The organism is Flagellimonas alginilytica, assembly GCF_042134605.1.
Classification (GTDB): Bacteria; Bacteroidota; Bacteroidia; order Flavobacteriales; family Flavobacteriaceae; genus Flagellimonas; species Flagellimonas alginolytica.
This window is the reverse complement of sequence record NZ_CP169638.1, coordinates 3,544,407-3,568,392: the sequence shown is the minus strand read 5'-3', so window position 1 is coordinate 3,568,392 and position 23,986 is coordinate 3,544,407. Positions and strand designations below refer to the sequence as shown.

Here is a 23,986-nt window from a genome sequence, read left to right as displayed (position 1 = left end):
AAGGATTGTTAGATTTATCAAATGTTAAAAAACTACACCAAAATTAGATAAAAAGCAAGGTCCCTATATTTCGGCTTCGTTAATCTTTTACTAAATTGTTAAAATTCTCTACCTGATGTACGAAATAAGACCATACTATGGATGTCGCGGCGTAGTACTTTAATAAAAAATTAGCTTTTTCGCGCTTTTTGTACATTTTTGTAAAGTTAGCGTAAAAACTTAAATGAGCTTTTAAGATAGCGGAACAGTGATCGAACTTCAATTGAAAAATAAAACGCAGTGCAGCGATACCATCTAGCAATAAGCGGGCAAAAACCAAAGGAAGCGCCTTTTTTCTTGGAAGGTTTTTGGTTATGGAGTAGAGGGAGTTCCTAAAATTAAGGAAGGTTTTTTTGGGATTCATATTGGATAAGGTGCTGCCTCCTAAATGGTACACGTGGCTATGGCCTACATAATACACTTTATGTCCGGCATTTTTTGCTCTCCAACATAGGTCTATTTCTTCTTGGTGGGCAAAATAGTCTTCATCAAACCCATTAAGCGATCTAAAAACCTCACTTCTTATAAACATACAGGCACCGGTCGCCCAGAAAACCTCTTGGATATCGTTATACTGGCCTTCGTCCTTTTCTATGGTCTGGAAGACCCTTCCTCTACAAAAGGGGTAACCGAACATATCGATGAAACCTCCCGCCGCCCCTGCATATTCAAAATGGTCCCTTTTGTTCAAATCCAATATTTTTGGTTGGATTATGGCCGCATTCGGAAGTGTTTCAAAGGCCTTTTTTATAGGCCCCAACCAATCAGGGGCTACTTCAACATCGGAATTGAGCAAACAGAAGATATCTGCCTTTATGTTCTTCAACCCGTCGTTATAGCCCTTGGCAAAACCACCGTTGGTGCTGTTTTGTACAATGCCTACAGTGGGATAATGTTGTTTTATAAAATCTACCGAACCATCGGTGCTCGCATTGTCCACTACATAAATATCGGCACCTTGGGAATACTCCATCACAGAGGGAAGAAATCTCTCCAGCAGAGCTTCTCCATTCCAGTTGAGTATGACTACGGCGATTTTCAAAACGGAGGCAAATTAACGGCTAAATTCAGGAATATCCTCTAAAAACATGTATTTTTCATTCTTATGATCCATTTCGCAATAATAATGCGCCAACCCATTGGTGACCATTAGATATTTGGATTTTAATTGGAGGTTGTACCGAGCTATCTGATCAAAAACCGCTTGGGTAATGTTCACCTCGGGAGCTTTACATTCTATTAATAGAAAAATAGAACCGTCGGGATTGAACACGACCACATCGTAACGTTTTTTTAAGTTGTTTATGGTAAGTTGTTTTTCCACATTGATCAGGCTCTTCGGGTAGTTTTTTGTGAACACCAGATACCGAAGCACATGTTGCCGGACCCATTCTTCGGGTTGGAGGACCACAAATTTTTTACGTATCCCATCGAAAATGTACTGCCTATTTTGGCTATTTTTGATTCGGAACGAATAAGGTGGAAAGTTCAAACCTTGCATTTTACAAAACTGGTGATATAATTTGAATGGACAAAGTAAAAGAGATCGTAGGGGAAATCAATAAGGGCAATCCAAAGCCCATTTATTTTTTGATGGGAGAGGAGCCATATTATATTGACCGAATTTCCCAGTACATTGCAGAAAATGTGCTGACAGATGACGAAAAAGGGTTTAATCAGATGGTGTTGTACGGGAAGGATACCACGGTGGACGAAGTTGTTGCCAATGCCAAGAGGTTCCCGATGATGGCAGAATACCAGGTTGTGATCGTAAAAGAGGCTCAGCATCTTTCCAGAACCATAGAAAATTTATCCTCTTACGCAGAGAACCCCCAACCGACCACCATTCTTGTGCTTTGCTACAAATACAAAAAGTTGGACAAGCGAAAAAAGTTGTACAAGACCATTAAAAAAACGGGAGAGCTCTTTGAGAGCAAAAAACTGTACGATAATCAGGTGGCGGATTGGATCAGAAGAACCTTGGCCAACAAAAAATATAAAATATCGCCCAAGTCCTGTGTTATGCTAGTGGAGTTTTTGGGCACGGATCTGAGCAAAATAAGCAACGAGCTGGACAAACTCACGTTGATCGTGCCTCCATCAACGGAAATTACGCCCGACCTTATCGAAGAGCATATTGGCATTAGCAAGGATTTCAATAATTTTGAATTGAAGAAGGCGATCGGAGAGCGCAACGTAAAAAAAGCGTCCAGAATCATTGATTATTTTGCCCAAAATCCCAAGGACAACCCTTTTGTGGTCACCATAACCCTTCTGAATACATTTTTCACGCAATTATTGCAATATCATGGACTGAGCGACCATTCTCCCGGGAATGTGGCCAAAGTACTCGGTGTAAACCCATATTTTGTAAATGAGTATGTTGTGGCGGCTCGAAACTATCCCATGAAAAGGGTAAGCGGCATCATCTCCAATTTAAGGGTATTGGATTTAAAAAGTAAAGGAGTAGGAGCCAGTAACATGGCACAGGCCGATCTGTTGAAAGAACTCCTATCTGAAATAATCTAAACGATTGTTACTTTTTATCCACGCTGTATTTGCCAGGCCCCAATAGCATTATAACCACAAATACGGTAAGGTAAAGCAAAGCTTTTTCCTTTGTGCCGAATGGATCAGCACCGTGAATCATAAAACCGGCAACGAACATGGTAATTGCGGTGGGTATGGCAGCCCATCGGGTCTTAAAACCAATAATGATCAATAGCGGGCATATAAATTCGGCCACAACGGCCAAAAAAAGTGAAGGCGCCTGCCCAATTCCAAATGGGTTGGCGAATTCTGTGTTGCCATTGATGAGATTCATTAATTTGGGGTAACCATGGGTTAGCATAAATGCAGATGGTACAATCCTTAAAAGTGCCAGCCCAAAGTGGATCAAAGTGTTGTTTTTCATGTGGGGAAAAAATTAATCCCCGTGAAAATATAAATTATGTTTCTAAAAACACAACTTTAATTGACGAAAGGTACTTTTGAGTTGATCTTTATGTGAAACTACCGCAGGGCGGGATAAGTTTGTGGGTCGGATTCGTGCATTATGTGGTACACTTTTTCAAAAATATCCTCTGCATTTGGTTTTGAAAAATAATCCCCGTCCGATGCATAGGCCGGTCGATGTGCCTTGGCTGTCAACGTTTGTGGTTTGCTATCCAAATAGCGGTAGCCTCCTTGTTTTTCCATCACTTCTTGCATCAGATATGCCGAACATCCGCCTGGCACATCCTCATCGATAACCAAAAGCCTATTGGTTTTTTGCAGACTTTTTACCACATCGTGTTCCAAATCAAAAGGCAACAAGGATTGGGCGTCTATAACTTCGGCATCAATACCAACTTCCAAAAGATCTTGGGCTACTTTTTCTACAATCCTTAAGGTGGAACCGTAAGATAGCAGGGTAATGTCCTTGCCCTCTTTTAATGTTTCGACCTTGCCGATTGGTGTACAGTACTCACCTAAGTTGTCCGGTTTTCTTTCTTTTAGGCGATATCCGTTCAAACTTTCAATGATCAAGGCCGGTTCATCACTCTTCATCAAAGTATTGTAAAAGCCTGCAGCCTGTGTCATGTTCCTTGGGGCCAGAATATACATGCCCCGCAATAAGTGCACTAGGCCGCCCATGGGTGAACCGGAGTGCCATATTCCTTCTAAACGGTGTCCTCTGGTACGAACGATCAACGGTGCTTTTTGTTTTCCTACGGTTCTGTACATTAAGGTAGCCAAATCGTCGCTTAAGGTTTGGATCGCATACAGGATATAATCCAAATATTGTATTTCCGCAATTGGGCGGAGTCCTCTAAGGGCCATACCGATTCCCTGACCAATTATAGTGGTCTCGCGGATACCCGTATCGGCGACCCTAAGTTTGCCAAACTTTTTTTGAAGTCCTTCCAGACCTTGGTTAACATCGCCAATATTGCCCGTATCCTCGCCAAATACCAAAGCTTCTGGATATTTGGTGAACAGTTTGTCAAAATTGTCCCTAAGGATTACACGTCCATCAACTTCTTCGGCATCTTCAGAATAGATGGGGGGTACCGGTGCAATGGATGTTGCTTTATTGCCAATTTCGTTATAAAGATGCGAACCATACTCGTATTCACCATTTTTAATATAGTTGTCCACCCACTGCTGAAGCGCTTTCTTTTCCGGGCTTGTTTCGCCCAAGAGATAACGCAATGCCTTTCGGGATTTAGTGGCCAAATCTTTTTTAAGGGGCTCCTCAATTGCGATCAAGTCATTTTTTAGCTTAGTGATAAAAGCTCTGTTCGGACTTTTACTTGCTGCTTGGTCCAATAACTGAACCAATACTTTTTTAGCTTGTATTTGAGGGCTCAGGAATTCGGTCCAAGCTTCTTTTTTGGCAGCCCTTACCTTTTGTTTGATCTCCCTCTCCGTTTTTTTGAGTTCTTCTTCGGTGCTAATACCGTTTTCTATGATCCACTCCCTAAAACGCTTGTTACAATCGTTTTCGCGTTCCCACTCCAAACGCTCGGAAGATTTGTATCTTTCGTGTGACCCAGAGGTAGAGTGACCCTGTGGCTGCGTAAGTTCCGTTACATGTAAAATTACGGGTACATGTTGTTCCCGAGCAATGTCAGAGGCATTCTCAAAGGTGTGGATAAGTGCCGTATAATCCCAACCGTGTACTTTTAAAATCTCAAAACCATTCTTTTCTTCGTCCCTTTGCAGTCCGCTAAGTGCTTCGGAAATACTTCCTTTGGTGGTATGGAATTCGGATGGGACCGAAATGCCGTACTCATCGTCCCAAATACAGATAACCATGGGAACTTGCATTACCCCGGCAGCATTGAGTGTTTCAAAAAAATGCCCTTCGCTGGTACTTGCGTTGCCTATAGTGCCCCAAGCGACTTCATTTCCATTGTTGGAAAAATTCGATTGTTCTACTCCTTCTACGTTTCGGTAAATTTTGGAAGCCTGTGCAAGTCCTAGCAAACGAGGCATTTGACCTGCGGTGCACGAGATATCGGCACTACTGTTTTTTTGTTCGGTCAGGTTTTTCCATGTTCCATCCTCGTTTAAGCTGTGCGTACCAAAATGGCCTCCCATTTGACGGCCTGCACTCATAGGTTCTTTTTCCAAATCTGTAGTGGCGTATAGGCCATGAAAGAAAGATTTTGGGTCCAAATAACCCAATGCCATCATAAATGTTTGGTCGCGATAGTATCCGCTCCTAAAATCCCCATTCTGAAAAGCCCTTGCCATTGCCAACTGTGGGAGCTCTTTTCCGTCCCCAAAAATTCCGAACTTGGCCTTGCCGGACAGTACTTCCCGTCTTCCCATTAAACTACATTCCCTGCTGGTAACGGCAATCTCATAATCTTGAAGGATCTGCGTTTTGAAATCGTCAAAAGAAATATCGTTGCTAGTACTTGGGTTGGGTTTCATAAGGTATTGAAGATTTCTGCAAAAGTATTAAAAACGAGTCAAAATAGCAATAGCAATCCGCACTAATAAATTGAAAAAAAGTTAAAAATACACTGAAAAAATCTATTATATGTTAATTATATAACCAAAAAGAAGTGTTCAATTATCAATATGATAATCAAAACCACTTCCTTGTGAAGAGCCCGATAAGGGTTTTCGGGCTTATAGTGACTATAAAACGGATTCTTTCTTCGTAATTGTCCTGGGCGATTTCCCAACCTCTATTTGAATATACGGGAAAGTAAAGCTCAAAGTAATCCGTAACCAAATTTAGGCGAACACCGGAGTCGTATACAAAACGGGTGTTTTGGCCTTTATTTTTAATGAAGCCCAAATCGCCATAGGCTTCCACCCAACGCCATATGTTTGTGCTCGCGTTGGTCGTAGCTATCCAATCGTTGGCATATGGATTTTCGAGTTTCGATTTAAACCCTCCTTCGGCAATAATTACCTGTTGGCTATATATTCCAGAACTTTCGGACCTTCCCAGATAGTTTAGGTCGAACATATAGTCCGTGGGTCTGTCCAGCGCAAAGCTGAAAAAATTGGATTCAGTTGTGTTCCTCAAGAATTTTCCGGCATACACTCGAAGGTTCAATTGTCTATTGCTTTGGAACAGTTTTCTGTATTCCCATTCAAACGCAACTTTGGTGAAGTCACTGGAATGTTGGGCATCAATAAACCAAGAGGAATAATTCAAAATGTTATTGTCCACATCGGTAAACCGAACATTCATAACACCATAGTCGGGTTCGGTGTCCAATTGGCCTTCCAAATTCTCGTCTATATTCCTAAAAACGTTCCTGTACCTGAACAATAAGTATTGTCTTCGGTTGGATAAAAGATCGTCCGGTCGCCACCCAAAACTAACGGCAGGTGTCAATGTGGTAAATCTGGAATTTTCCTGAAAGTGCGATGTAGATGTGGAAAACGAATAATTGGTTACAAACAATCCAGTTTTGTTATGGTACTTGCGATAGCGTAAACTGGCCTTTCCCACCAAGGTGCGCTCCAAAAAGGAATACGTCGGGGAAATATCGTATTGGAAAGGGCGTTCCAAAAAGGTTTTGTTATAGAGGCGTAATCCTGGTGTTATCCCGTCGTATAAATTAAAGTTGACTATGGGTACATAAAATATCTGGTTGTAATAGGGGTCTTCCGTATCCTTGAAAAATTGAAACTTGAGCTTTTTGTTACTGGAAAAAAAACCGTTCAATGTTTTCCAATTGTCCCTTTGGTTGAACTCAGGTATTTTTTGATCATAGTTCAGCACTAAACGATCTTCACCTTGTCTTGGTATGGTAACGCTCTTGGTGGTATCAATTCCGGAAAACCAATATTGCGAAACCACGGAATCCTTTTCGAGCCCAAAAACGGATATGGGCACATTGGTCCCTCGTTTGTTCTTTAGTACAAAAGTGATGGAATCCTCTGTTTTTTTGATTTTTTTGATTTTGAAATCGATTTTTTTGTCCGTGTTCACATAAGAATCAAAGAACCAATCCACTTCTTTATCCGCATATTTTTTGATTGTGTTATGAAAATCTTTAGCGGATACGTATTGTTTCAGTTTATAGTTCTGATAAAAATCCAATACAGTGCTATCCACTTTTTTCTCGCCCAAATAGGCCGATAAATAGGACATGCCCAGCCCGGCCTTGTAACTATTCGCGATCTTTTGGTTGAATTTGATTAGGGAATCGTTTCGGGTGGTCAGGGCCTGATCGATGTTTTTCCTTGCAGAGAGCATACTAAATAGTGCGTATTGCTCATTAAAATCCATTTGTGCAAAATGAAAGTTCTTTATGCCCCAAATTCGTGATAGCTTTCCTGCCAGTTTTTGATCGGGATAGTACTCTTCCACATATTTTATCATAAGGTAGTACCCGATTGCATCGTTCACCCAGCGTTCTTCGCGCGGATTTAGGTACAAAGACTCTTTCAGATAATTGCGGATGGCCGTTTTTAGGAACTTCATTTCAAACTGAAATTGCTCCTCGTACGGCCTAATAAATGAAGGGAGTTGGCTTATGCCATATAAAGGTGATTTGCTATAGTCGAACTCGCTGACCAATAGGTTGCCATGGGGGTAACGGCCCAAATTTTCGTTTAAAAATTGCGAAACCCTATTAATGGAAATACCTTGGGCTATTTCGCCATATTTATTGGATTCTATATCTGTGGTTATGGTAACGTGCTCGGTAACATGTTTGGTGAATCTATCATCAGCTGTTAAGATAATCTCGCAATTTTTTCTATTGTCCCCGAGAAGCTGTACATGATGCCCACCAGGAAAATTGGAAATGTTGGATGTGCGATAGTTGGACGCCAAAAACAAGTCTTCGGGATAGGTAAAATTGATTCTGGTATCGGTAACATCGGTATATAGATCATCCAAGTTAATGTTGTTGTACAATTTCCAATCATCATCGAAAACAGCAGGGGTAAAATACCAATCCTTAAGGTTGAAACCTTGGTTGTTTAAATGGCCATAGCCGGTAAACTTGGCATCGGGCAATCTAATGGTATAGGTAAAAAACAGTTGGATCGATTCCCCCGGTTTAAGTACCTCATTAAGGGAAACGGCAATATAATCCATGTTACCTATTCGATTCCAGTCGAGCCCGGCATAGTTTTGATCAACTATGGTCCGTATCGTGGTTTTTCCCCTTTCCCTATCTTTTGCCAAATGGAGACTGCGGTTAAACTCTTCCGCGAACCTTTTTGCCAATGCGGTATTTTTATTGGAATAGGCATGGTTCCAATCGTTAAAATAAAGGGTGGAAAGTCCTTTGTCCGATTGGTTTACATAGGTAAAATGTTGCCGTATTCGTATTTGATGGGTAGGTCCATCGAGGGTAGCCACAATTTCATTGGTATGTTGCGCCGATATATTCGGGCACAATAAAATGCATTGCAGCAGAACGCCAAAAAATACGAAACGGTAAGCCAATGTGGTAATGTTAAAAGTTTGGGCTTAAGGTTCGGCCTTTGTAGAAAGCATCTATTATTTCCACAACTTCATCCTCTGTATCGGCCAATTTAATCAAATCTAGGTCTTTTGGACTTATGTTCCCTTCCTCGACCAAGGTGTTCTTGATCCAATCGAGCAGACCTTTCCAAAATTCACTGCCCACAAGAATTATAGGGAATGTATGGATTTTATGTGTCTGGATAAGTGTCAGGGCCTCAAAAAACTCGTCCAATGTACCAAAGCCTCCGGGCATCACAACAAAGCCTTGTGAGTATTTTACGAACATTACCTTTCTAACAAAAAAGTAATCAAAATCCAGACTTTTATCATCGTCGATATAGGGGTTATCGTGCTGTTCGAAGGGTAGGTCTATATTTAAGCCCACAGAAGTACCGCCGGCCAGGTTGGCTCCTTTGTTTCCCGCTTCCATAATTCCGGGTCCACCGCCAGTAATGACTCCATAACCCGCTTCCGCGATTTTTTGTGAGATCCGTACGGCTAAATCGTAATATTGATGTCCCGGTCGTACCCGCGCCGATCCAAAAATGGAGACACACGGCCCGATTACGCTCATTTTTTCGAATCCATTAACAAATTCGCCCATAATTTTAAATATGGCCCACGAATCGTTTGTCTTAATTTCATTCCATCCTTTAGAATGTTGTTCTTTGCGCATTTGCATAGTTGTATAGTGTTTTAAACTGCGTGTTTTATTTTTTGTTTTGTGTTCTCCAACTCCTTTTTTAAAAATTTGGCGGTATAGCTCTTTTTGTCCTTGGCCACTTCTTCGGGGGTACCCTTGGCAACTACCGTTCCGCCGCCTCTACCACCTTCATGCCCAATGTCTATAATGTGGTCCATCATTTTTATCACATCCATATTATGCTCGATGACCAAGATGGTATTGCCTTTGTCCACCAATTGGTTCAGTACCTCCATAAGTACCCTGATATCTTCGAAATGAAGACCGGTGGTAGGTTCGTCGAGGATGTAAAAAGTATTTCCTGTGTCCCGTTTGGACAGTTCGGTGGCCAGTTTGACCCGTTGTGCCTCGCCTCCGGATAGGGTAGTGGACTGTTGCCCCAATGATATATAACCCAAACCTACATCTTTTATTGTCTTTAGCTTTCGGTGGATTTTTGGAATGTTCTCAAAAAAATCCACAGCTTCATTGATGGTCATTTCCAGGACATCGGCAATGGATTTGCCTTTGTACCGGATCTCCAAGGTTTCCCTATTGAAGCGTTTGCCGTTACAGGTCTCGCATTCTACGTACACATCGGGCAAAAAATTCATTTCAATTACTTTGAGCCCACCTCCCTGACAAGTTTCACATCGCCCACCGGCAACGTTAAAACTAAATCTACCTGGTTTGTAACCACGGATGGTTGCTTCGGTGGTTTTGGCGAACAGGGATCGAATTTCACTAAAAACCCCGGTGTACGTGGCCGGATTGGACCGTGGTGTGCGCCCTATCGGGGATTGGTTGATATCGATGACCTTGTCTATATGTTCCAAACCTGTAATTTTTTTGTAGGGCATCGGTTTTTTTACACCATTAAAATAATGGGCATTCATAATAGGGTAGAGGGTCTCGTTCACCAAGGTGGATTTACCACTTCCCGATACGCCGGTTACCCCGATCAGTTTTCCCAAAGGGAAATCAACAGTTACATTTTTTAGGTTATTGCCAGTACAACCAGATAGGGTTATCTTTTTACCGGTTCCTTTCCGACGTTTTTCTGGTACGGGAATCTCCATTTCGCCGGTAATGTACTTTGCTGTAATCGTGTTTTGGCCCAACATTTCTTTTGGGCTTCCTTCGGAAATAATTTCACCTCCATGTTTACCTGCCCGTGGCCCTATATCGATTACATGGTCGGCACATTCGATCATGTCGCGATCATGTTCCACTACGATTACGGAATTGCCGATATCACGCAGCGCTTCGAGAGAATGTATCAATCGCTCATTGTCCCTTTGGTGAAGTCCTATGCTGGGTTCGTCCAGGATATAGAGAACACCCACCAATTGAGAACCTATTTGGGTGGCCAATCGGATACGTTGTGCCTCACCTCCAGAAAGTGATTTGGAGCTTCGGTTCAATGATAGATAATCCAGGCCTACATCCAATAAAAATCCAACACGGGCACTGATTTCCTTTATAATTTCGTTCGCAATGATCTTTTGGTTGCCCTCCAAGGTATCATCCAAGTGTTTGAAGAAATCGGCCAACTCTGCGATATCCATTTGCGCGAGTTCCGCAATATTTTTGCCATCAATTTTAAAATACAATGATTCTTGGCGTAACCGCGATCCATTGCAACTTGGGCATTCCACTTTGTCCATGTAATCTTTTGCCCATCTTTTTATAGATGTTGAGTTGGCTTCATTATATTGGGTTTTGATAAAGTTGGAGATGCCCTCGTAATCGATTTTATATTGTCTTTTAACCCCTAGACTTTTAGAATCCACCTCAAAACTTTCCTTGCCACCGTTCAAAATAACGTCCATGGCTTCTTCTGGAATTTTTTCAATGGGATCGGTCAATTCAAAATTGTAGCGCTGCGCAATAGTTTCCAATTGTTTAAAGGCCCAAGACTTTTTGTACTCTCCCAAGGGAGCAAGGCCTCCGGATTTTATGGATAATTTTCTGTTTGGAATGATTTTACCCACATTTACCTGGTATACATGCCCCAAACCACTGCACTCTGGACACATTCCTTTAGGTGAGTTAAAAGAAAAGGTGTTGGGTTCCGGTGTTGGATAGGAGATACCTGTGGTCGGGCACATTAGGTCCCGACTGAAATATCTTGGTACCGTTTCCCCTTCTTCCAAGATCATAAGAACATTTTCACCACTGTACATCGCCGTATTTATGGTCTCGCTCAAGCGTTTATGGAAATCCTCGCTATTTCCCACTTTTAAACGATCTATCACAATTTCAATATCGTGGGTTTTGTAACGGTCAACCTTCATTCCTTTGGTAATGTCGGTAATTTCCCCATCGACCCGCACTTTTACAAATCCTTGCTTTGCAATCTGCTCAAAAAGTTCGCGGTAGTGTCCTTTTCTGGATTTGATCACGGGAGCCAACACATTTATTTTTTTGTCCTGGTAAGACTCAATGATCAAATCCTTGATCTGTTCATCGCTGTAACTCACCATTTTTTCACCCGTGTTATAGCTGTATGCATCGCCTGCTCTAGCAAAAAGTAGACGTAAAAAATCGTAAACCTCTGTAATGGTTCCCACAGTGGAACGTGGGGATTTGGAGGTGGTTTTCTGCTCTATGGCGATCACAGGAGAGAGTCCATCGATCTTATCCACATCCGGGCGTTCCAAACCGCCCAAAAACTGTCTGGCGTAGGCCGAAAAAGTTTCAATATATCTTCGTTGCCCCTCGGCATAGATCGTATCAAAGGCCAAAGAGGACTTTCCACTGCCCGAAAGTCCGGTGATGACCACCAATTTTTCACGTGGGATCGTAACATCAATATTCTTTAGATTATGGACCCTTGCGCCCTTAACCTCAATATGTTCTTCGTAATTGATCATAAATCATAGCAAACTTCAAAAGTAGCGATTTGAGATGTAAAAATGAAGTGGCCTTTTGGTTTCGTTTTTGTTCATTGATGGTTTATTTTTACCGTGTACATTGTCACCTCGAGCGCAGTCGAGAGGTGCTTGTTTATCCAATGTTGGGTCTGGACTGCGCTCGACCTGACAGAATAAAAAGAAACAAATATGAAATTACTAGGCATAGGCTCAAGAATAAATCACCCAGAATATGGAAAAGGGGTGGTGACCAATGTATCTTCCAAACATTATTGGGTGACATTTTTGGAAAACGGATTGGAAACCATTGACTTGGATTCAAATTTTGAAGTTATTGAAGCTGTGGAAGATGAAGTGGACAGTGTAAGTTTTTTTGATGTGGAGCGATCTTTGGTGAAAATATTGGAAAAATGGAGCGACACCCACGAAAAAGTGGCCATGGCCGATAAATGGAAAGGTGGAAAATTGGTTTTGGAACCCGGTGACTCAACTGCCAATAAGGAAATGCCCATTGATACTTTTTTCCATAAAATTGTGATGGTGCGCGATCGTATCCGTGTAATGGAACAAAAAATCAACAGTAGCAAAAACTTGGACGATCAAGAAAAAGTGGACCTACAACAATATATTACCCGAATATATGGCAGTTTGACCAGTTTCAACGTACTGTTCAAGACCAAAAGCGACCATTTTGTGGGGGAGAAAAGCAAAGGATAGATTACACCGCCTCCTTCTTCTCGCTCAAATACTTCCAATAGCGTTTAGGTACGTGCTGCGTATGTAATTTTGGGTTGATGCGCGAGGCAATATTGGTACTTTTAAAATAATCGTTCCAAAGGGTCTGGTATTCGTATTCCTCGGTGGTAAAGGCATCACTTTTTATAGTTTTGTTGTGGTGGATGTCTTTCAAATTGAGGGTTACCATTTCTACGTGGTCCAAATTATAATAGATGCCATATTTACGTTTTACATCATAAATTAACCATTTTTGGTCCGCATAGCGATCACGGAAATGTTTGGAAATTAAGGGGAGTACATCAAAATCGGGTTCAATGTTGGCAAAGTAAATGTCGTCCTTGGTCAATTGAAACCTGACAAAGGCTTCCATCCGATGTTTTTCGCGTCCCACTTTTTTGGCCAATTGCGCAATGTGCAATACTGTCGGGTCCGAATAGTCCAAATACTTACCATTTTTGGTGCGCATTAATTTTTGGATGTAAGAGTAAAGCATCATTTCCACTCCTTCGGTTTCACTTAAAAAAGCAAAATAGACACTGGAAATGGCATTGTTACTCTTATTTCGGATACCGTTCCAAACCCTTTTGGCCTTTTCCACATGGGTAAATACGGTTTCAGAATCCGAAAATAACCCACTTTGGGTCTGATTGTTCTTTTGGATGTCGGCCACATTGATTTTTTCGTCAAAAGCGACAAATACGGCGGTGAGGAAGCCATTAAAGCTACCGTCATAAACTAAGGTTGTTGAAGTATTCATAGTGCTATCGTTTTTTTAGATGTCCTTTCGAAGGAATTTATGACTGAGAAATCTAGGTGTCCCAATACTATCTCGACTACGCTCGACATGAAAGTTCGAAATGACTTATCTGTTAATTGAACAAGGACAATTGCGTGCTGTATTGATTCCGGAATTTCCCTTTGGAATTCTTAAGAATCATCCCTTTTATCTTATCCGCATCCAAGTCCCGGCGCTCCCAATCTCGCGATTCGCACACCATAAATTATTGGGCACGGTTGAGGGCCACCCCAATTTTTTTGAGATGGTCCCAGTTCAGTTTTCTAAATTTTCTGGCCTTTATAATTTTTGATACGGACAGCATTCCAATACCAGGGATTCGTGCCAATAGTCGCTTGTCCGCAGTGTTCACATCCACTGGAAAATAGTGTAGGTTGCGCAGTGCCCATGAGAGTTTAGGATCTACGTCCATATCCAGATTTGGATGTTGCTTGTTCAAGATTTCACCAATGGAAAACCCATAAAAGCGCAATAGCCAATCCGTTTGGTACAATCTGTTCTCGCGTAACATGGGCACCTCTGTACCTATCGATGGCAATCTGGAGTCCTGGGTTACGGGCACATATCCGGAATAATATACACGCTTCATATGATATTTTTTGTAATAGTATGTCGCTGAATACATTATATCCTTATCCGATTCTCTAGATGCACCTACGATCATTTGTGTACTTTGGCCGGCAGGAGCATATTTTGGGGTGTTTTTTATAATCTTTCGCTCCGATGTATACCGTGCTATTTCATTTTTTACCTTTTCCATCGGTCTGGTAAAATCCTCGTGCTTTTTATCTGGAGCCAATAGTTTTAGGCCAGAAATTGTGGGCACTTCAATATTTACGGAAAGGCGATCTGCATAAAGCCCCGCTTCGTACATTAATTCATCACTCGCTCCAGGAATGGATTTTAAATGAATATAACCGTTGAAATTTTCTTCTTCGCGCAGTTTTTTGGCAACAGCTACCAAACGTTCCATGGTGTGGTCGGCGCTTTTAAAAATACCGGAACTCAAAAAAAGACCTTCGATATAGTTTCTTCGATAAAAATTGATGGTAAGATCAACAACTTCCTGCACCTTAAAAGCGGCCCTGGGAACATCGTTGGATTTACGGGTTACGCAATAGGCGCAATCAAAAATACAATGGTTGGTGAGCAAAATCTTTAGTAGCGATACACAACGGCCGTCCGCGGTGTAGGTATGGCAAATACCCATTTTGGACGCATTGCCCAATCCTTTATTGGAATTGGTGCGATTGCTGCCACTGCTTGCACACGAAACATCATATTTGGCAGCATCGGCAAGAATGTTCAGTTTATCACGTATTCTGTCAAAATTCATAACTTGGAAATATTCCAATCAAAAATATGGAAATAATCCAATTAATGGAAATACTCCATAAATTATTTTGGAAATAATCCAAAATTGGTATATTTGAGAATAGATTGTCTGTATGATTGTTTTCGATAATAATTAATTTTTAAATGTCTCGACTGCTTTCGACACGACATTATTGACTTGATGATGGAAAATGAAATAACCCTAAAACGATTTACCGATATCCGAAGGGAACTAGGTTATACACAAACGGATTTTGCCAATTTGCTGGGCGTTAAAAATACCACTGCGGATATTGAGCGGGGGAGAACCAAGCTTTCCGGAAAGGTGGTTGCCGAACTTTTGAAACAATTTAAGATAAACCCATTGTGGTTATTCGGTGAGAGCGACCAAAAGCACTTGGATACTTCCAAGACAAGCGTTATTCCTAAAGTGGTTACGGTGGACAATAGTGAAAATGACAACATGGTGATGGTGAACGCCAAAGCTGCGGCAGGATACCCCCAAAATATTTCCGATACGAGCTGGTACCGGCAACTACCCGCTTTTGATATGCCTATTCCCGAGTTTAGAAATGCCTCCTATCGGGGTTTTCAGGTTGAGGGGGACAGTATGCTGCCCAATTTGAGGCCCAACGATTGGGTGTTGGCGCGGGCCATAGAGCATATAGATCATGTAAGCTCCAATAAAATGTATGTGGTGGTTTTACAGGACTCGGTAATGGTGAAGAAAATAGAGCGAAAGCCCAATTCCAACAACATTACCCTTGTTTCATTAAACGAAACCTATCCACCTTACGAAATCAAGCCCTATCAGATCCAAGAAATCTGGGAAGTGAGCAGTAAACTTACCTTTAACGTGGATGCTACTACCGAAACAGGCTTATTGAAACAGTTGCAACAGTCCATGGAGGAATTAAAAAAGCAGATTGCCAAATAGTTTTAAGAGAAAAACTTGTCTTTAATGGTCTTGGCAAGGGTGTGTGCAGCTGTTGGGTTTAGACGAAACCATAATTCCGGTTCAAAAATTTCCAGTTCGGCCAAAGCCCAGTTACCCTCGTTATCCCTAAAAATATCCACTCTGGCATAAACTGGTAATTCTGGTGCTGCCTTAACAATACTTTGGGCAAATACGATTTGTTCTTGATTGGGGGTATACTTTTGAACAGTTCCGCCAAAATCATCCTGAACCCTAAAATCCCCGGGTTTGGCTGTTTTTAAAACTGCATGGGTAAACGCTCCGTTAAAGACCATCATGGATATTTCTCCTTCCGAAACAATGTTTTTTTGAAACTCCTGGAGCATCATGGCTTCTTCGGCAATTAATTCCTGGAAAATACTTTCATGTTCTATAATCTTATTTTTTTCAATTTTATAAGTGTGCCTCGCCGCTCCAGAAACACAGGGCTTTAAAATAAAAGTATCAGCATTGAACCTATGGTTCGCTTCGGAATTTGAAATTGCATCTGCCAGCGTGGTGGTTGTGCCTTTCTCGATAAAAACTGTTTTGGGAATTGTTACTCCGTTGATTGATAGGTCTTGCAAATAATGCTTATCTATGTTCCAATGAATGAGTTGCTGGGAATTAATGAACCGCGTTTTTTTCGAGGTCGTTTCCAACCACTTGGAAAATTCGGAATATCGGTCAAAATAATCCCAAGTGGTTCGAAACAGGGCAAGTTTCGTAGTCGACCAATCAAAACTGGGGTCGTCCCACGATTTTCGACCTACTTTTAAACCCTGACTTTCCAAAGCTTCCAAAACCAGCCGGTCTTCGAGCAATACATTTTCAATATAAGGGTTACTTTTTTTTGGGGCCACATACCTATGGTCCGTCAAAATAACAACATCAAAATCCATTGAAAAGATGTTTAATAACCAACCGCTGCATCATCTCCACGTTTGTCTGCGCCACCTTCCAATTTTCCGTTGGGAAGCACACGAATGGCATCCACTTTGCCAATGATCGGGGTTCGCTCTTCATTAATGATATATCCTTTGGATTTTAATTCTGCCTTAAGTTCTTCGGAGAAGCCTTCAGGTTCAAAAATCACCATATCGGGCAACCACTGGTGGTGAAAGCGTGGCGCGTTTACGGCTTCTTGCATACTCAAGTTAAATTCGTAAACATTTAAAATGGTCTGAGCAACTGCGGTAATTATTGTAGAACCTCCTGGGGTGCCCACAACCATATACAGTTCCCCATCCTTTTCAACAATGGTGGGCGTCATACTGCTTAACATGCGTTTTTCAGGAGCAATGCTGTTGGCTTCGGCACCGATTAGCCCGAACATGTTGGGAACCCCGGGCTTGGCACTAAAATCGTCCATTTCATTATTGAGAAAAATTCCTACTTCTTCACAAAAGAGTTTGGAACCATATCCTCCATTGAGGGTAGAAGTGACGGAAACTGCGTTACCTTCACTATCCACTATAGAAAAATGTGTGGTCTGATCACTTTCGATAATTTCAACCTCACCATGGCTAACATCTGATGAAAGTGTGGCTTTATCAAAAGAAAAATTGGACATTCTGCCCTCTAGATATTCATCGCTCAACAGCATATCGTAAGGGATGTCCACAAAATCGGGGTCGCCCAAAAAATAGTTTCTATCGGCATAGGCCCTTCGGGAGGCTTCGGTAAACAATTGAATGGTCTTGGTTGAGTTGTGACCAAATTTTGAGATATCGTAGGGTTCCATCATTTTAAACATTTGGTTGATCGTGACCCCTCCGCTGCTGGGCGGGCTCATGGAGATGATTTTTACTCCTTTATAATCAAAAACAATGGGATCTCTCCATACAGCTTCATATTTGGCCAGATCTTCCTCGGTGATCAAACCACCGTTTTCTTGCACAAAAGCAGCCAATTTTTGCGCCACTTCGCCTTTATAGAAACCATCACGCCCTTCTTCCATGATTTTTTGAAGGGTTTTGGCGTAGGCCGGATATTTTATGGTGTCGCCCGCTACAAATGGAGAGGCGAATTTAGAGCTATCCCCATTGGCTTTAATAAATTGTTCTCTGTAACCTTCCAATCGCCGAGCTTGTTTATCGGTAACCACCACGCCTTGGTTGGCAAGCTCTATAATTGGTTGAATGATATCCTTTAGCGGTAATTTTCCAAATTTTTTATGGACCTCGAGGACGCCGGCAACGGTTCCGGGCACACCTATTGCTGTTCCGCCAAAGGTGCTCAGACCAGGAATTACATTGCCCAAAGAATCCAGATACATATCTTTGTGCGCTGCGAGCGGAGCCTTTTCCCTATAATCGATTCCACCGACCTCTCCATTGCTTTTACGGTAAACCATAAATCCACCACCACCCACACTACCGGCAAAAGGGTAAGCAATTACCAAAGTAAGCTCCGTAGCGACCATGGCATCAAAAGCATTTCCACCTTTTTTCATAATATCTACGGCCAGTTGAGAGGCTTCTTTACGAGCAGAGACGGCCATGGCCTTGTCTGCCACCAATCCGGTCGGACTAGCTGGTTGGGGCTGCTGTTTACAATGTACAAAGAGAAGTAGGGGCAGAAGGAGAATCAGTTTTCGCATAGCGCATTAAATTTTTGTTTGGAAAAGGTAATCAATTCTTCAAAAAAAGAGCAGAATTCATTTTCGAACTCTGCATAGTATTCCTCCAGATCTAAAATGGCAAAATTCATTCTGGACTTGTTCTTGGTACGTCGGTTCATACCATTGAGTACGCGTTCAATGCCTTCGAGGTTGGCATAGTTGAGCAACCAGTTGTCCGCGATCATATAGGGCATCATTCGTTTGGTGGCAATGGGCAAGATATCGTAATTATCGCCCAATAAGTCATAAAACCCTTCTACATATTCAGCTAGGGGTACGTTGGAATAATTGTCCCAATTTTTGGCGAGGAAATGATCATAATAGATATCGACGATGACCCTGCTGTAATGATGATAGTTTTTATGAAGCCGTTTGCTGCTTTGTTTAGCAATGGGGTGGGCATCCGTAAAGGTGTCGATTTCCCTGTGCAATAGAATCCCTTTTTGAATTCTATCGGGAAAGTGTTTGAATTTATTTCCACGGATATGGTCGGCAAAAAAATTGCCCAAGGTAATTTCCGGGTCATCAAAAGATAAGTAGATATGTGCTAAGAAGTTCATCGGGACAAATTCCTTTTCTGTCGAAATTTACAAATTCAAAACATGGAATCGGATATGCCCCACTATATTTGCAAAAACTTTTTTAACAATTATGACACTGATCAAATCAATTTCTGGAATACGAGGAACCATTGGAGGAAACACAAACGACAACCTTACTCCTGTAGATGCGGTTAAATTTGCTGCTGCTTACGGTACTTGGTTAAAATCGTATGCCAACAAGGAACATTTGAAAGTCGTAATTGGCAGGGATGCCCGATTGTCCGGGGAAATGATCCAGAATTTGGTGGTTTCCACATTGGTTGGTCTGGGCATCGATGTGATTGATTTGGGACTTTCTACTACGCCCACTGTAGAAATAGCAGTTCCATTGGAAAAAGCTGACGGGGGAATTATTTTAACAGCAAGCCATAACCCAAAACAATGGAACGCTCTTAAGTTGTTGAACGAAAGAGGGGAGTTTTTGGATGCAGAACAAGGAGCCAAAATATTGGCTTTAGCGGAAAAAGAGGATTTTGAATTTGCTGAAGTGGACAATCTGGGCGAGATCACAAAGAATGATTCGTATATCGATATCCATATTGATGAAGTCTTGGAATTACCTTTGGTGGATGCGGAGACCATTAAAAAAGCCGGTTTTAAAGTTGTTGTGGACGGTGTAAATTCAACAGGGGGCATTGCTATCCCCAAACTATTGGAAGAATTGGGCGTAGAAGTGGTGAAACTCTATTGCGATCCCACGGGGCACTTTCCGCACAACCCTGAACCACTAAAAGAACATTTGGGTGACATTTGTAAAAAAGTAGTGGAGGAAAAAGCCGATTTTGGCATTGTGGTGGACCCAGATGTGGACCGTTTGGCCTTTATAAGTAATGATGGCGAAATGTTCGGGGAAGAATATACCTTGGTCGCCTGCGCGGATTATGTGCTATCCAAGACCAAAGGGAATACAGTTTCCAACTTGTCGTCTTCAAGAGCTCTGCGCGATATTACCGAAAAACACGGAGGAACATATGAAGCAGCAGCCGTTGGAGAAGTGAACGTGGTGACCAAGATGAAGGCAAACAGTGCCATTATAGGAGGAGAGGGCAATGGAGGAATTATTTACCCAGAGAGTCATTATGGGCGAGATGCATTGGTGGGAACAGCGTTGTTCTTGATGTTGATGTCTGAGCGTGGAGGAACCGTTGCCGAACTCAAGGCCAGTTACCCCAGCTATTTTATGAGTAAAAAGAAGATACAATTGACTCCCGATCTGGATGTGGATGCCCTTTTGGAGGCCATGTTCAATAAATATAAAGATGAAGAGGTATCCACGATCGATGGAGTCAAGATTGATTTTCCAGAAAATTGGGTGCACCTGAGAAAGTCCAACACGGAACCGATAATACGAATTTATACGGAGGCTAAATCACAGGAAGAAGCCGATGCCTTGGCAGATAGAATCATTGGTGAAATAAAAGTGGAGGCAGGAATTTAGAACGCCGACACCCAATTGCATCCCTATTGGAACTTTTGGGGCATCTTGTCCTTGTGTTTCCAGCGTTTGTGGGTCCAAAAGTAATATTCGGGAGCTTCGTTGATGGATTCTTCAACAAGGGCCAAGAATGCTTTGGTAAGCGCAAACTCTTCCATTTCTTTTGGATTTTCGGTAATCAAAGAAAAGGTACCCCTGTAGTGGCCACGTTTTTCCTTGCTCACTTTTAAATATACGGCCGGTAGGTCCAATTTTTTGCACAGCATCTCGGCACCTGTATGCGCCGGAACGGTAATACCCATAAAAGGGGTCCACAACAAAGCCTTTTTTATCATTGGGGATTGATCGCTCAAAATACCGTACATGCTTAAATTACCTTCCTTTTTATTTTGGGCCACAATATCCCGGGTTTCCTTGGTGGTGATCAATGTAGTGCCGAATTTCTCCCGGATGTCCCTGACCAATTTATCAAAATACCTATTGCCTATTTTTTGATAGATGGCATATCCTTTTGAGGCAATGTGGGCATCTAGCGCAATTACCCATTCCCAACTGGCATAATGTGGGAACATGAGCATTATGCTTTTGTTCTTTGCTTCGAGCTGATGCAATACTTCCAAATTGGAAAAAGTAAACCGTTGTTGAAGTTGTTTGTTGGAAATGCCCATGGTCTTGATCATTTCCAAGAACATATCGCACATATGCTGGTAGAACTTTTTCTCTATCAAGATCCGTTCAGCGTCCGATTTATCTGGAAACACTAATTTTAAGTTGCCGCGGACTACTTTTTTACGATAGCCGATTACTTTATAGAGCAGCACATATACGCCATCGGAAATAAAATATATAATTTTAAAGGGAAGTCTGGAAATCAACCAGAGCAATGGATAAACAAGGATATAAACTACCAGCTGCATAGACTATTCTTGTCTGCAAATATAGCTATATTTGAACCCAAACCTTTGTTTACATGCTCAATTTACATATTGCGACCATTGTTATAATGGCAGCCAATGTTTTGGTATCCATCCGAGGATTCAATAGTATGGCTTTCTTTGATCGGTATAAGTTCAGTATCAGTGCAATTCAGGCTGGACAAAAGGAAAGAATGGTCTCGTCGGGATTTTTACATGTGGATGTATCCCATTTGTTCCTGAATATGTTCACCTTGTATTTTTTTGCCCCGGTGGTTATAAGTTGGTTGGGGTCGGGAAAGTTTTTGATCATTTATTTTGTGAGTTTGGTCGCCGGGAGTCTTTTGGCACTGTTTTTCCATAAAAACGAACCGTTTTATAGTGCCGTTGGTGCCAGTGGAGCGGTAATGGGTGTTTTGTATGCTGCCATTCTTCTTAATCCGGATATGCAATTGGGAATAATGTTTATCCCGATACCATTGCCAGCCTACGTACTGGGCATAGCTTATCTATTGTACTCCATTTATGGGATGAAGAGCAGGCATGGCAACATAGGGCATACCGCGCACTTTGGTGGTGCCGTGGGAGGGTATGCGACCACTTTGCTTTTTAGGCCCGAACTTTTTGTTACGGATACATTGATTGTTGTTCTTTTGGCCATTCCCATAGTTATTCTTTTTGTTCTGGAGAAATTGGGCAAAATATAATTCAATAAAAAAAGCCTGGAACAATCCAGGCTTTTATTTTTTTGCGCTTTGTCGACTCAATTATTAATTGAGCAGTTCCGATACTTTTTCTTCCAGTGCGGGACCTCTAAGGTCTCTTGCCACTATAACCCCTTTATCATCCAATAAAAATGCTGCAGGGATTGCATTGATATTGTACAATCGGGCAATAGGATCTTGGAAACGTTGTAGGTTGGAAATATGGTTCCATTCCAATCCGTCGGATTGGATGGCTTGGTTCCAATGGTCCGCATTGTTGTCCAAGGATACCCCCAGAACATCGAAACCCTTTTCGCGGTATTTTTTGTACACCGCTACAATATTTGGATTTTCTGCTCTACAAGGTCTGCACCATGCTGCCCAAAAATCGACCAAGGTAAGTTTGGCATTGCTTGTTACATCGCTGAGGGCCAATACATCTCCGGAAGGCGTTGGGGCAGAAAAATCTGGAGCTATCGAGCCTATTTGAGTGGACTTTAAGTTTTCCAACTGTTCTGCAATCTGTTTTCCGGGCTCGGTCGCCTTCATTTCTGGGGAAAGCGCTTCGAACATGGAACGGATTTCCTCAACGGGCAATGTTTTGGTGGCCAATAAGTTTCCAATGATCAATACGGATACGTAGGCATTGGGATGCTCTTTGGCGTAGGTGGTGTTGAAATTTTTAGCGTCCTCTTGGAATTCGATGAATTCCTCGCGCAAAGCGGTTACCGTTGCAGTATCCCTCTGTTGTGCAGCTACGCGCATATCGTCCTGCATGGATCTTGCTCGCTGCGAAAGTTTGCGGGTTTCCGTTAGAAAGTCCATGAACATGTCGTTTTGTTCTGTGCCCTTGATCTGAGCTTGATCAATACTGTCCTTTTGGAACTTTACCTCAATAGATCCGTTCTCTACGATCACGGGGACATTGCCGCGAAGTTGGTCAACAAAAATATAGTGCATTTTTGGCTCCACTTGATTTCCGCTAAAACTAAAAAGTCCATTCTCCACTTTTACGGTGTCAATGTCCACCAATTGATTTAGGGAATCCGTGGTCTTTAAAAATATTTGGGTGCCGTTTTCGGTTTCCCCGGTTATGGTACCACTCAATGTATATCCTTTTGGGTCTGATTTACAGGAAGCTATAAATACGGCCACTAAGGATAGAACAAATAATTTTTTCATGTTTAATTGTTTAAGTCCGCTAAGGTATTCAATACTTATGGCAAAAAAAAACCCTTGGCTATTGGATGGGCCAAGGGTTTTTGGTAAAATTTTCTTAATTAGAACTGATAGCGGATTCCAAGCGCAATATCAAAATCAAAATCGTTATCAAAGCCATCGTACCCTATAAGGCCTATTTCCGGTCTAAAATCCAAGGACAGCAACAAAGGGATATCAAAGTCGTATTCAATCCCGATATCACCTGCGGCAAAAACAAAAAGGCCGTCGTTGTCCTCGTCAAATCCGGGATAATCAAAATCAACGCTTCCCAGTCCTCCACCTACACCATAGTACCAGTTAAAGTTTCCATCCAGTTGATGCACCCATTGGTAAACTCCTGTAAGTTTAAAGGCGTCAAAATCCCTGCTGTCCCTCCAACCTAGGTCAAATTCGGCCCTGTTGTAACGCCCGATGGATTTTTGATAGGATATTTCGGCACCAAAACCATCACTATCGCCCAATCTTAGGCCAAGTGCATGTTCGGATATATTTTGAGCGCTAAGGTTTGCTGTAACAAACAAAATAAATACAGAAAATAATGTGGTAATCTTCATGAGGTTCTCGTTAAGTTAAAAATTAGAGATAGTTTTGTACTAGATTTACGATTGAAAAACATTTTTAGTTCCCAA

At 41.9% G+C, this 23,986-nt stretch carries 19 protein-coding genes and 1 pseudogene; 5 read left to right on the top strand and 15 right to left on the bottom strand.

Annotated features, from left to right (window positions below; all coding sequences use genetic code 11):
- Nucleotides 1-79: 79 nt before the first annotated feature.
- Together ABTP35_RS16090 and ABTP35_RS16085 are read right to left on the bottom strand one after the other, a co-directional pair.
- Nucleotides 80-1,081, bottom strand: a complete 1,002-nt coding sequence (locus ABTP35_RS16090) for a glycosyltransferase family 2 protein (RefSeq protein WP_293295151.1) — start codon at nt 1,079-1,081, stop codon at nt 80-82.
- Nucleotides 1,082-1,093: 12 nt separating this feature from the next.
- Nucleotides 1,094-1,540 carry a type I restriction enzyme HsdR N-terminal domain-containing protein gene (locus ABTP35_RS16085; protein ID WP_293295152.1) on the bottom strand — a complete coding sequence of 149 codons (447 nt, stop codon included), beginning with the start codon at nt 1,538-1,540 and terminating at the stop codon, nt 1,094-1,096.
- Nucleotides 1,541-1,566: 26 nt separating this feature from the next.
- On the opposite strand from ABTP35_RS16085, the gene holA reads away from it, so the two are divergent.
- On the top strand, nt 1,567-2,568 hold the full coding sequence (gene holA / locus ABTP35_RS16080) for a DNA polymerase III subunit delta (protein WP_293295153.1): 1,002 nt from the start codon (nt 1,567-1,569) through the stop codon (nt 2,566-2,568).
- A 7-nt stretch (nt 2,569-2,575) separates the two neighbouring features.
- Here the strand turns inward: holA and ABTP35_RS16075 are convergent, their stop codons facing one another.
- From ABTP35_RS16075 to uvrA, 5 genes are all read right to left on the bottom strand, one after another.
- A complete protein-coding gene (locus ABTP35_RS16075) occupies nt 2,576-2,953 on the bottom strand; it encodes a DoxX family protein (protein ID WP_224836823.1) in 378 nt (125 codons plus the stop codon).
- A gap of 98 nt (nt 2,954-3,051) precedes the next feature.
- Nucleotides 3,052-5,463, bottom strand: a complete 2,412-nt coding sequence (locus ABTP35_RS16070; RefSeq protein ID WP_293295154.1) for an alpha-ketoacid dehydrogenase subunit alpha/beta — start codon at nt 5,461-5,463, stop codon at nt 3,052-3,054.
- A 157-nt stretch (nt 5,464-5,620) separates the two neighbouring features.
- Nucleotides 5,621-8,368, bottom strand: coding sequence for a metalloprotease (locus ABTP35_RS16065; protein WP_293295155.1), 2,748 nt, complete (start codon nt 8,366-8,368; stop codon nt 5,621-5,623).
- Nucleotides 8,369-8,465: 97 nt separating this feature from the next.
- Nucleotides 8,466-9,152 carry a TIGR00730 family Rossman fold protein gene (locus tag ABTP35_RS16060; RefSeq protein WP_252079831.1) on the bottom strand — a complete coding sequence of 229 codons (687 nt, stop codon included), beginning with the start codon at nt 9,150-9,152 and terminating at the stop codon, nt 8,466-8,468.
- A 20-nt stretch (nt 9,153-9,172) separates the two neighbouring features.
- Nucleotides 9,173-12,034, bottom strand: coding sequence for an excinuclease ABC subunit UvrA (gene uvrA, locus ABTP35_RS16055; RefSeq protein ID WP_293295156.1), 2,862 nt, complete (start codon nt 12,032-12,034; stop codon nt 9,173-9,175).
- A gap of 189 nt (nt 12,035-12,223) precedes the next feature.
- Here uvrA and ABTP35_RS16050 point away from each other — a divergent pair, with 189 nt between their 5' ends.
- Entirely contained in the window at nt 12,224-12,751 is a 528-nt protein-coding gene (locus tag ABTP35_RS16050) for a hypothetical protein (RefSeq protein WP_293295157.1), read from the top strand.
- A 1-nt stretch (nt 12,752) separates the two neighbouring features.
- Here the strand turns inward: ABTP35_RS16050 and ABTP35_RS16045 are convergent, their stop codons facing one another.
- Nucleotides 12,753-13,529 (bottom strand): TIGR03915 family putative DNA repair protein, encoded by a 777-nt coding sequence (locus tag ABTP35_RS16045; RefSeq protein ID WP_293295158.1) that lies wholly within the window; start codon nt 13,527-13,529, stop codon nt 12,753-12,755.
- 112 nt (nt 13,530-13,641) lie between these two features.
- Nucleotides 13,642-14,904, bottom strand: a pseudogene (locus tag ABTP35_RS16040) (putative DNA modification/repair radical SAM protein).
- A gap of 183 nt (nt 14,905-15,087) precedes the next feature.
- On the opposite strand from ABTP35_RS16040, the gene ABTP35_RS16035 reads away from it, so the two are divergent.
- Nucleotides 15,088-15,840 carry a S24 family peptidase gene (locus tag ABTP35_RS16035; RefSeq protein ID WP_293299183.1) on the top strand — a complete coding sequence of 251 codons (753 nt, stop codon included), beginning with the start codon at nt 15,088-15,090 and terminating at the stop codon, nt 15,838-15,840.
- Between the two features lie 2 nt (nt 15,841-15,842).
- On the opposite strand, the gene ABTP35_RS16030 is transcribed toward ABTP35_RS16035, so the two are convergent.
- The 3 genes from ABTP35_RS16030 to ABTP35_RS16020 are packed head-to-tail and all read right to left on the bottom strand — an operon-like array spanning nt 15,843 to nt 19,041.
- A complete protein-coding gene (locus ABTP35_RS16030; protein ID WP_293295160.1) occupies nt 15,843-16,760 on the bottom strand; it encodes a hypothetical protein in 918 nt (305 codons plus the stop codon).
- Between the two features lie 11 nt (nt 16,761-16,771).
- Entirely contained in the window at nt 16,772-18,460 is a 1,689-nt protein-coding gene (gene ggt / locus ABTP35_RS16025; protein ID WP_293295161.1) for a gamma-glutamyltransferase, read from the bottom strand.
- A complete protein-coding gene (locus tag ABTP35_RS16020) occupies nt 18,448-19,041 on the bottom strand; it encodes an ACP phosphodiesterase (protein WP_252079823.1) in 594 nt (197 codons plus the stop codon). Before ABTP35_RS16020 ends, ggt begins: the two co-directional genes overlap by 13 nt.
- 91 nt (nt 19,042-19,132) lie before the next feature.
- Here ABTP35_RS16020 and glmM point away from each other — a divergent pair, with 91 nt between their 5' ends.
- Entirely contained in the window at nt 19,133-20,521 is a 1,389-nt protein-coding gene (gene glmM / locus ABTP35_RS16015) for a phosphoglucosamine mutase (RefSeq protein WP_293295162.1), read from the top strand.
- A 23-nt stretch (nt 20,522-20,544) separates the two neighbouring features.
- Here glmM and ABTP35_RS16010 read toward each other — a convergent pair whose 3' ends face one another.
- Complete coding sequence (locus ABTP35_RS16010) at nt 20,545-21,435, bottom strand: lysophospholipid acyltransferase family protein (RefSeq protein WP_293295163.1); 891 nt, start codon at nt 21,433-21,435, stop codon at nt 20,545-20,547.
- Nucleotides 21,436-21,488: 53 nt separating this feature from the next.
- Here ABTP35_RS16010 and ABTP35_RS16005 point away from each other — a divergent pair, with 53 nt between their 5' ends.
- A complete protein-coding gene (locus ABTP35_RS16005; protein ID WP_224836837.1) occupies nt 21,489-22,139 on the top strand; it encodes a rhomboid family intramembrane serine protease in 651 nt (216 codons plus the stop codon).
- A 63-nt stretch (nt 22,140-22,202) separates the two neighbouring features.
- On the opposite strand, the gene ABTP35_RS16000 is transcribed toward ABTP35_RS16005, so the two are convergent.
- Together ABTP35_RS16000 and ABTP35_RS15995 are read right to left on the bottom strand one after the other, a co-directional pair.
- On the bottom strand, nt 22,203-23,318 hold the full coding sequence (locus tag ABTP35_RS16000) for a TlpA disulfide reductase family protein (protein ID WP_224836838.1): 1,116 nt from the start codon (nt 23,316-23,318) through the stop codon (nt 22,203-22,205).
- 98 nt (nt 23,319-23,416) lie between these two features.
- The gene (locus ABTP35_RS15995; protein ID WP_224836839.1) at nt 23,417-23,911 is read right to left on the bottom strand and encodes a hypothetical protein; all 495 of its coding nucleotides are present in this window, start codon (nt 23,909-23,911) and stop codon (nt 23,417-23,419) included.
- Between the last annotated feature and the right edge of the window lie 75 nt (nt 23,912-23,986).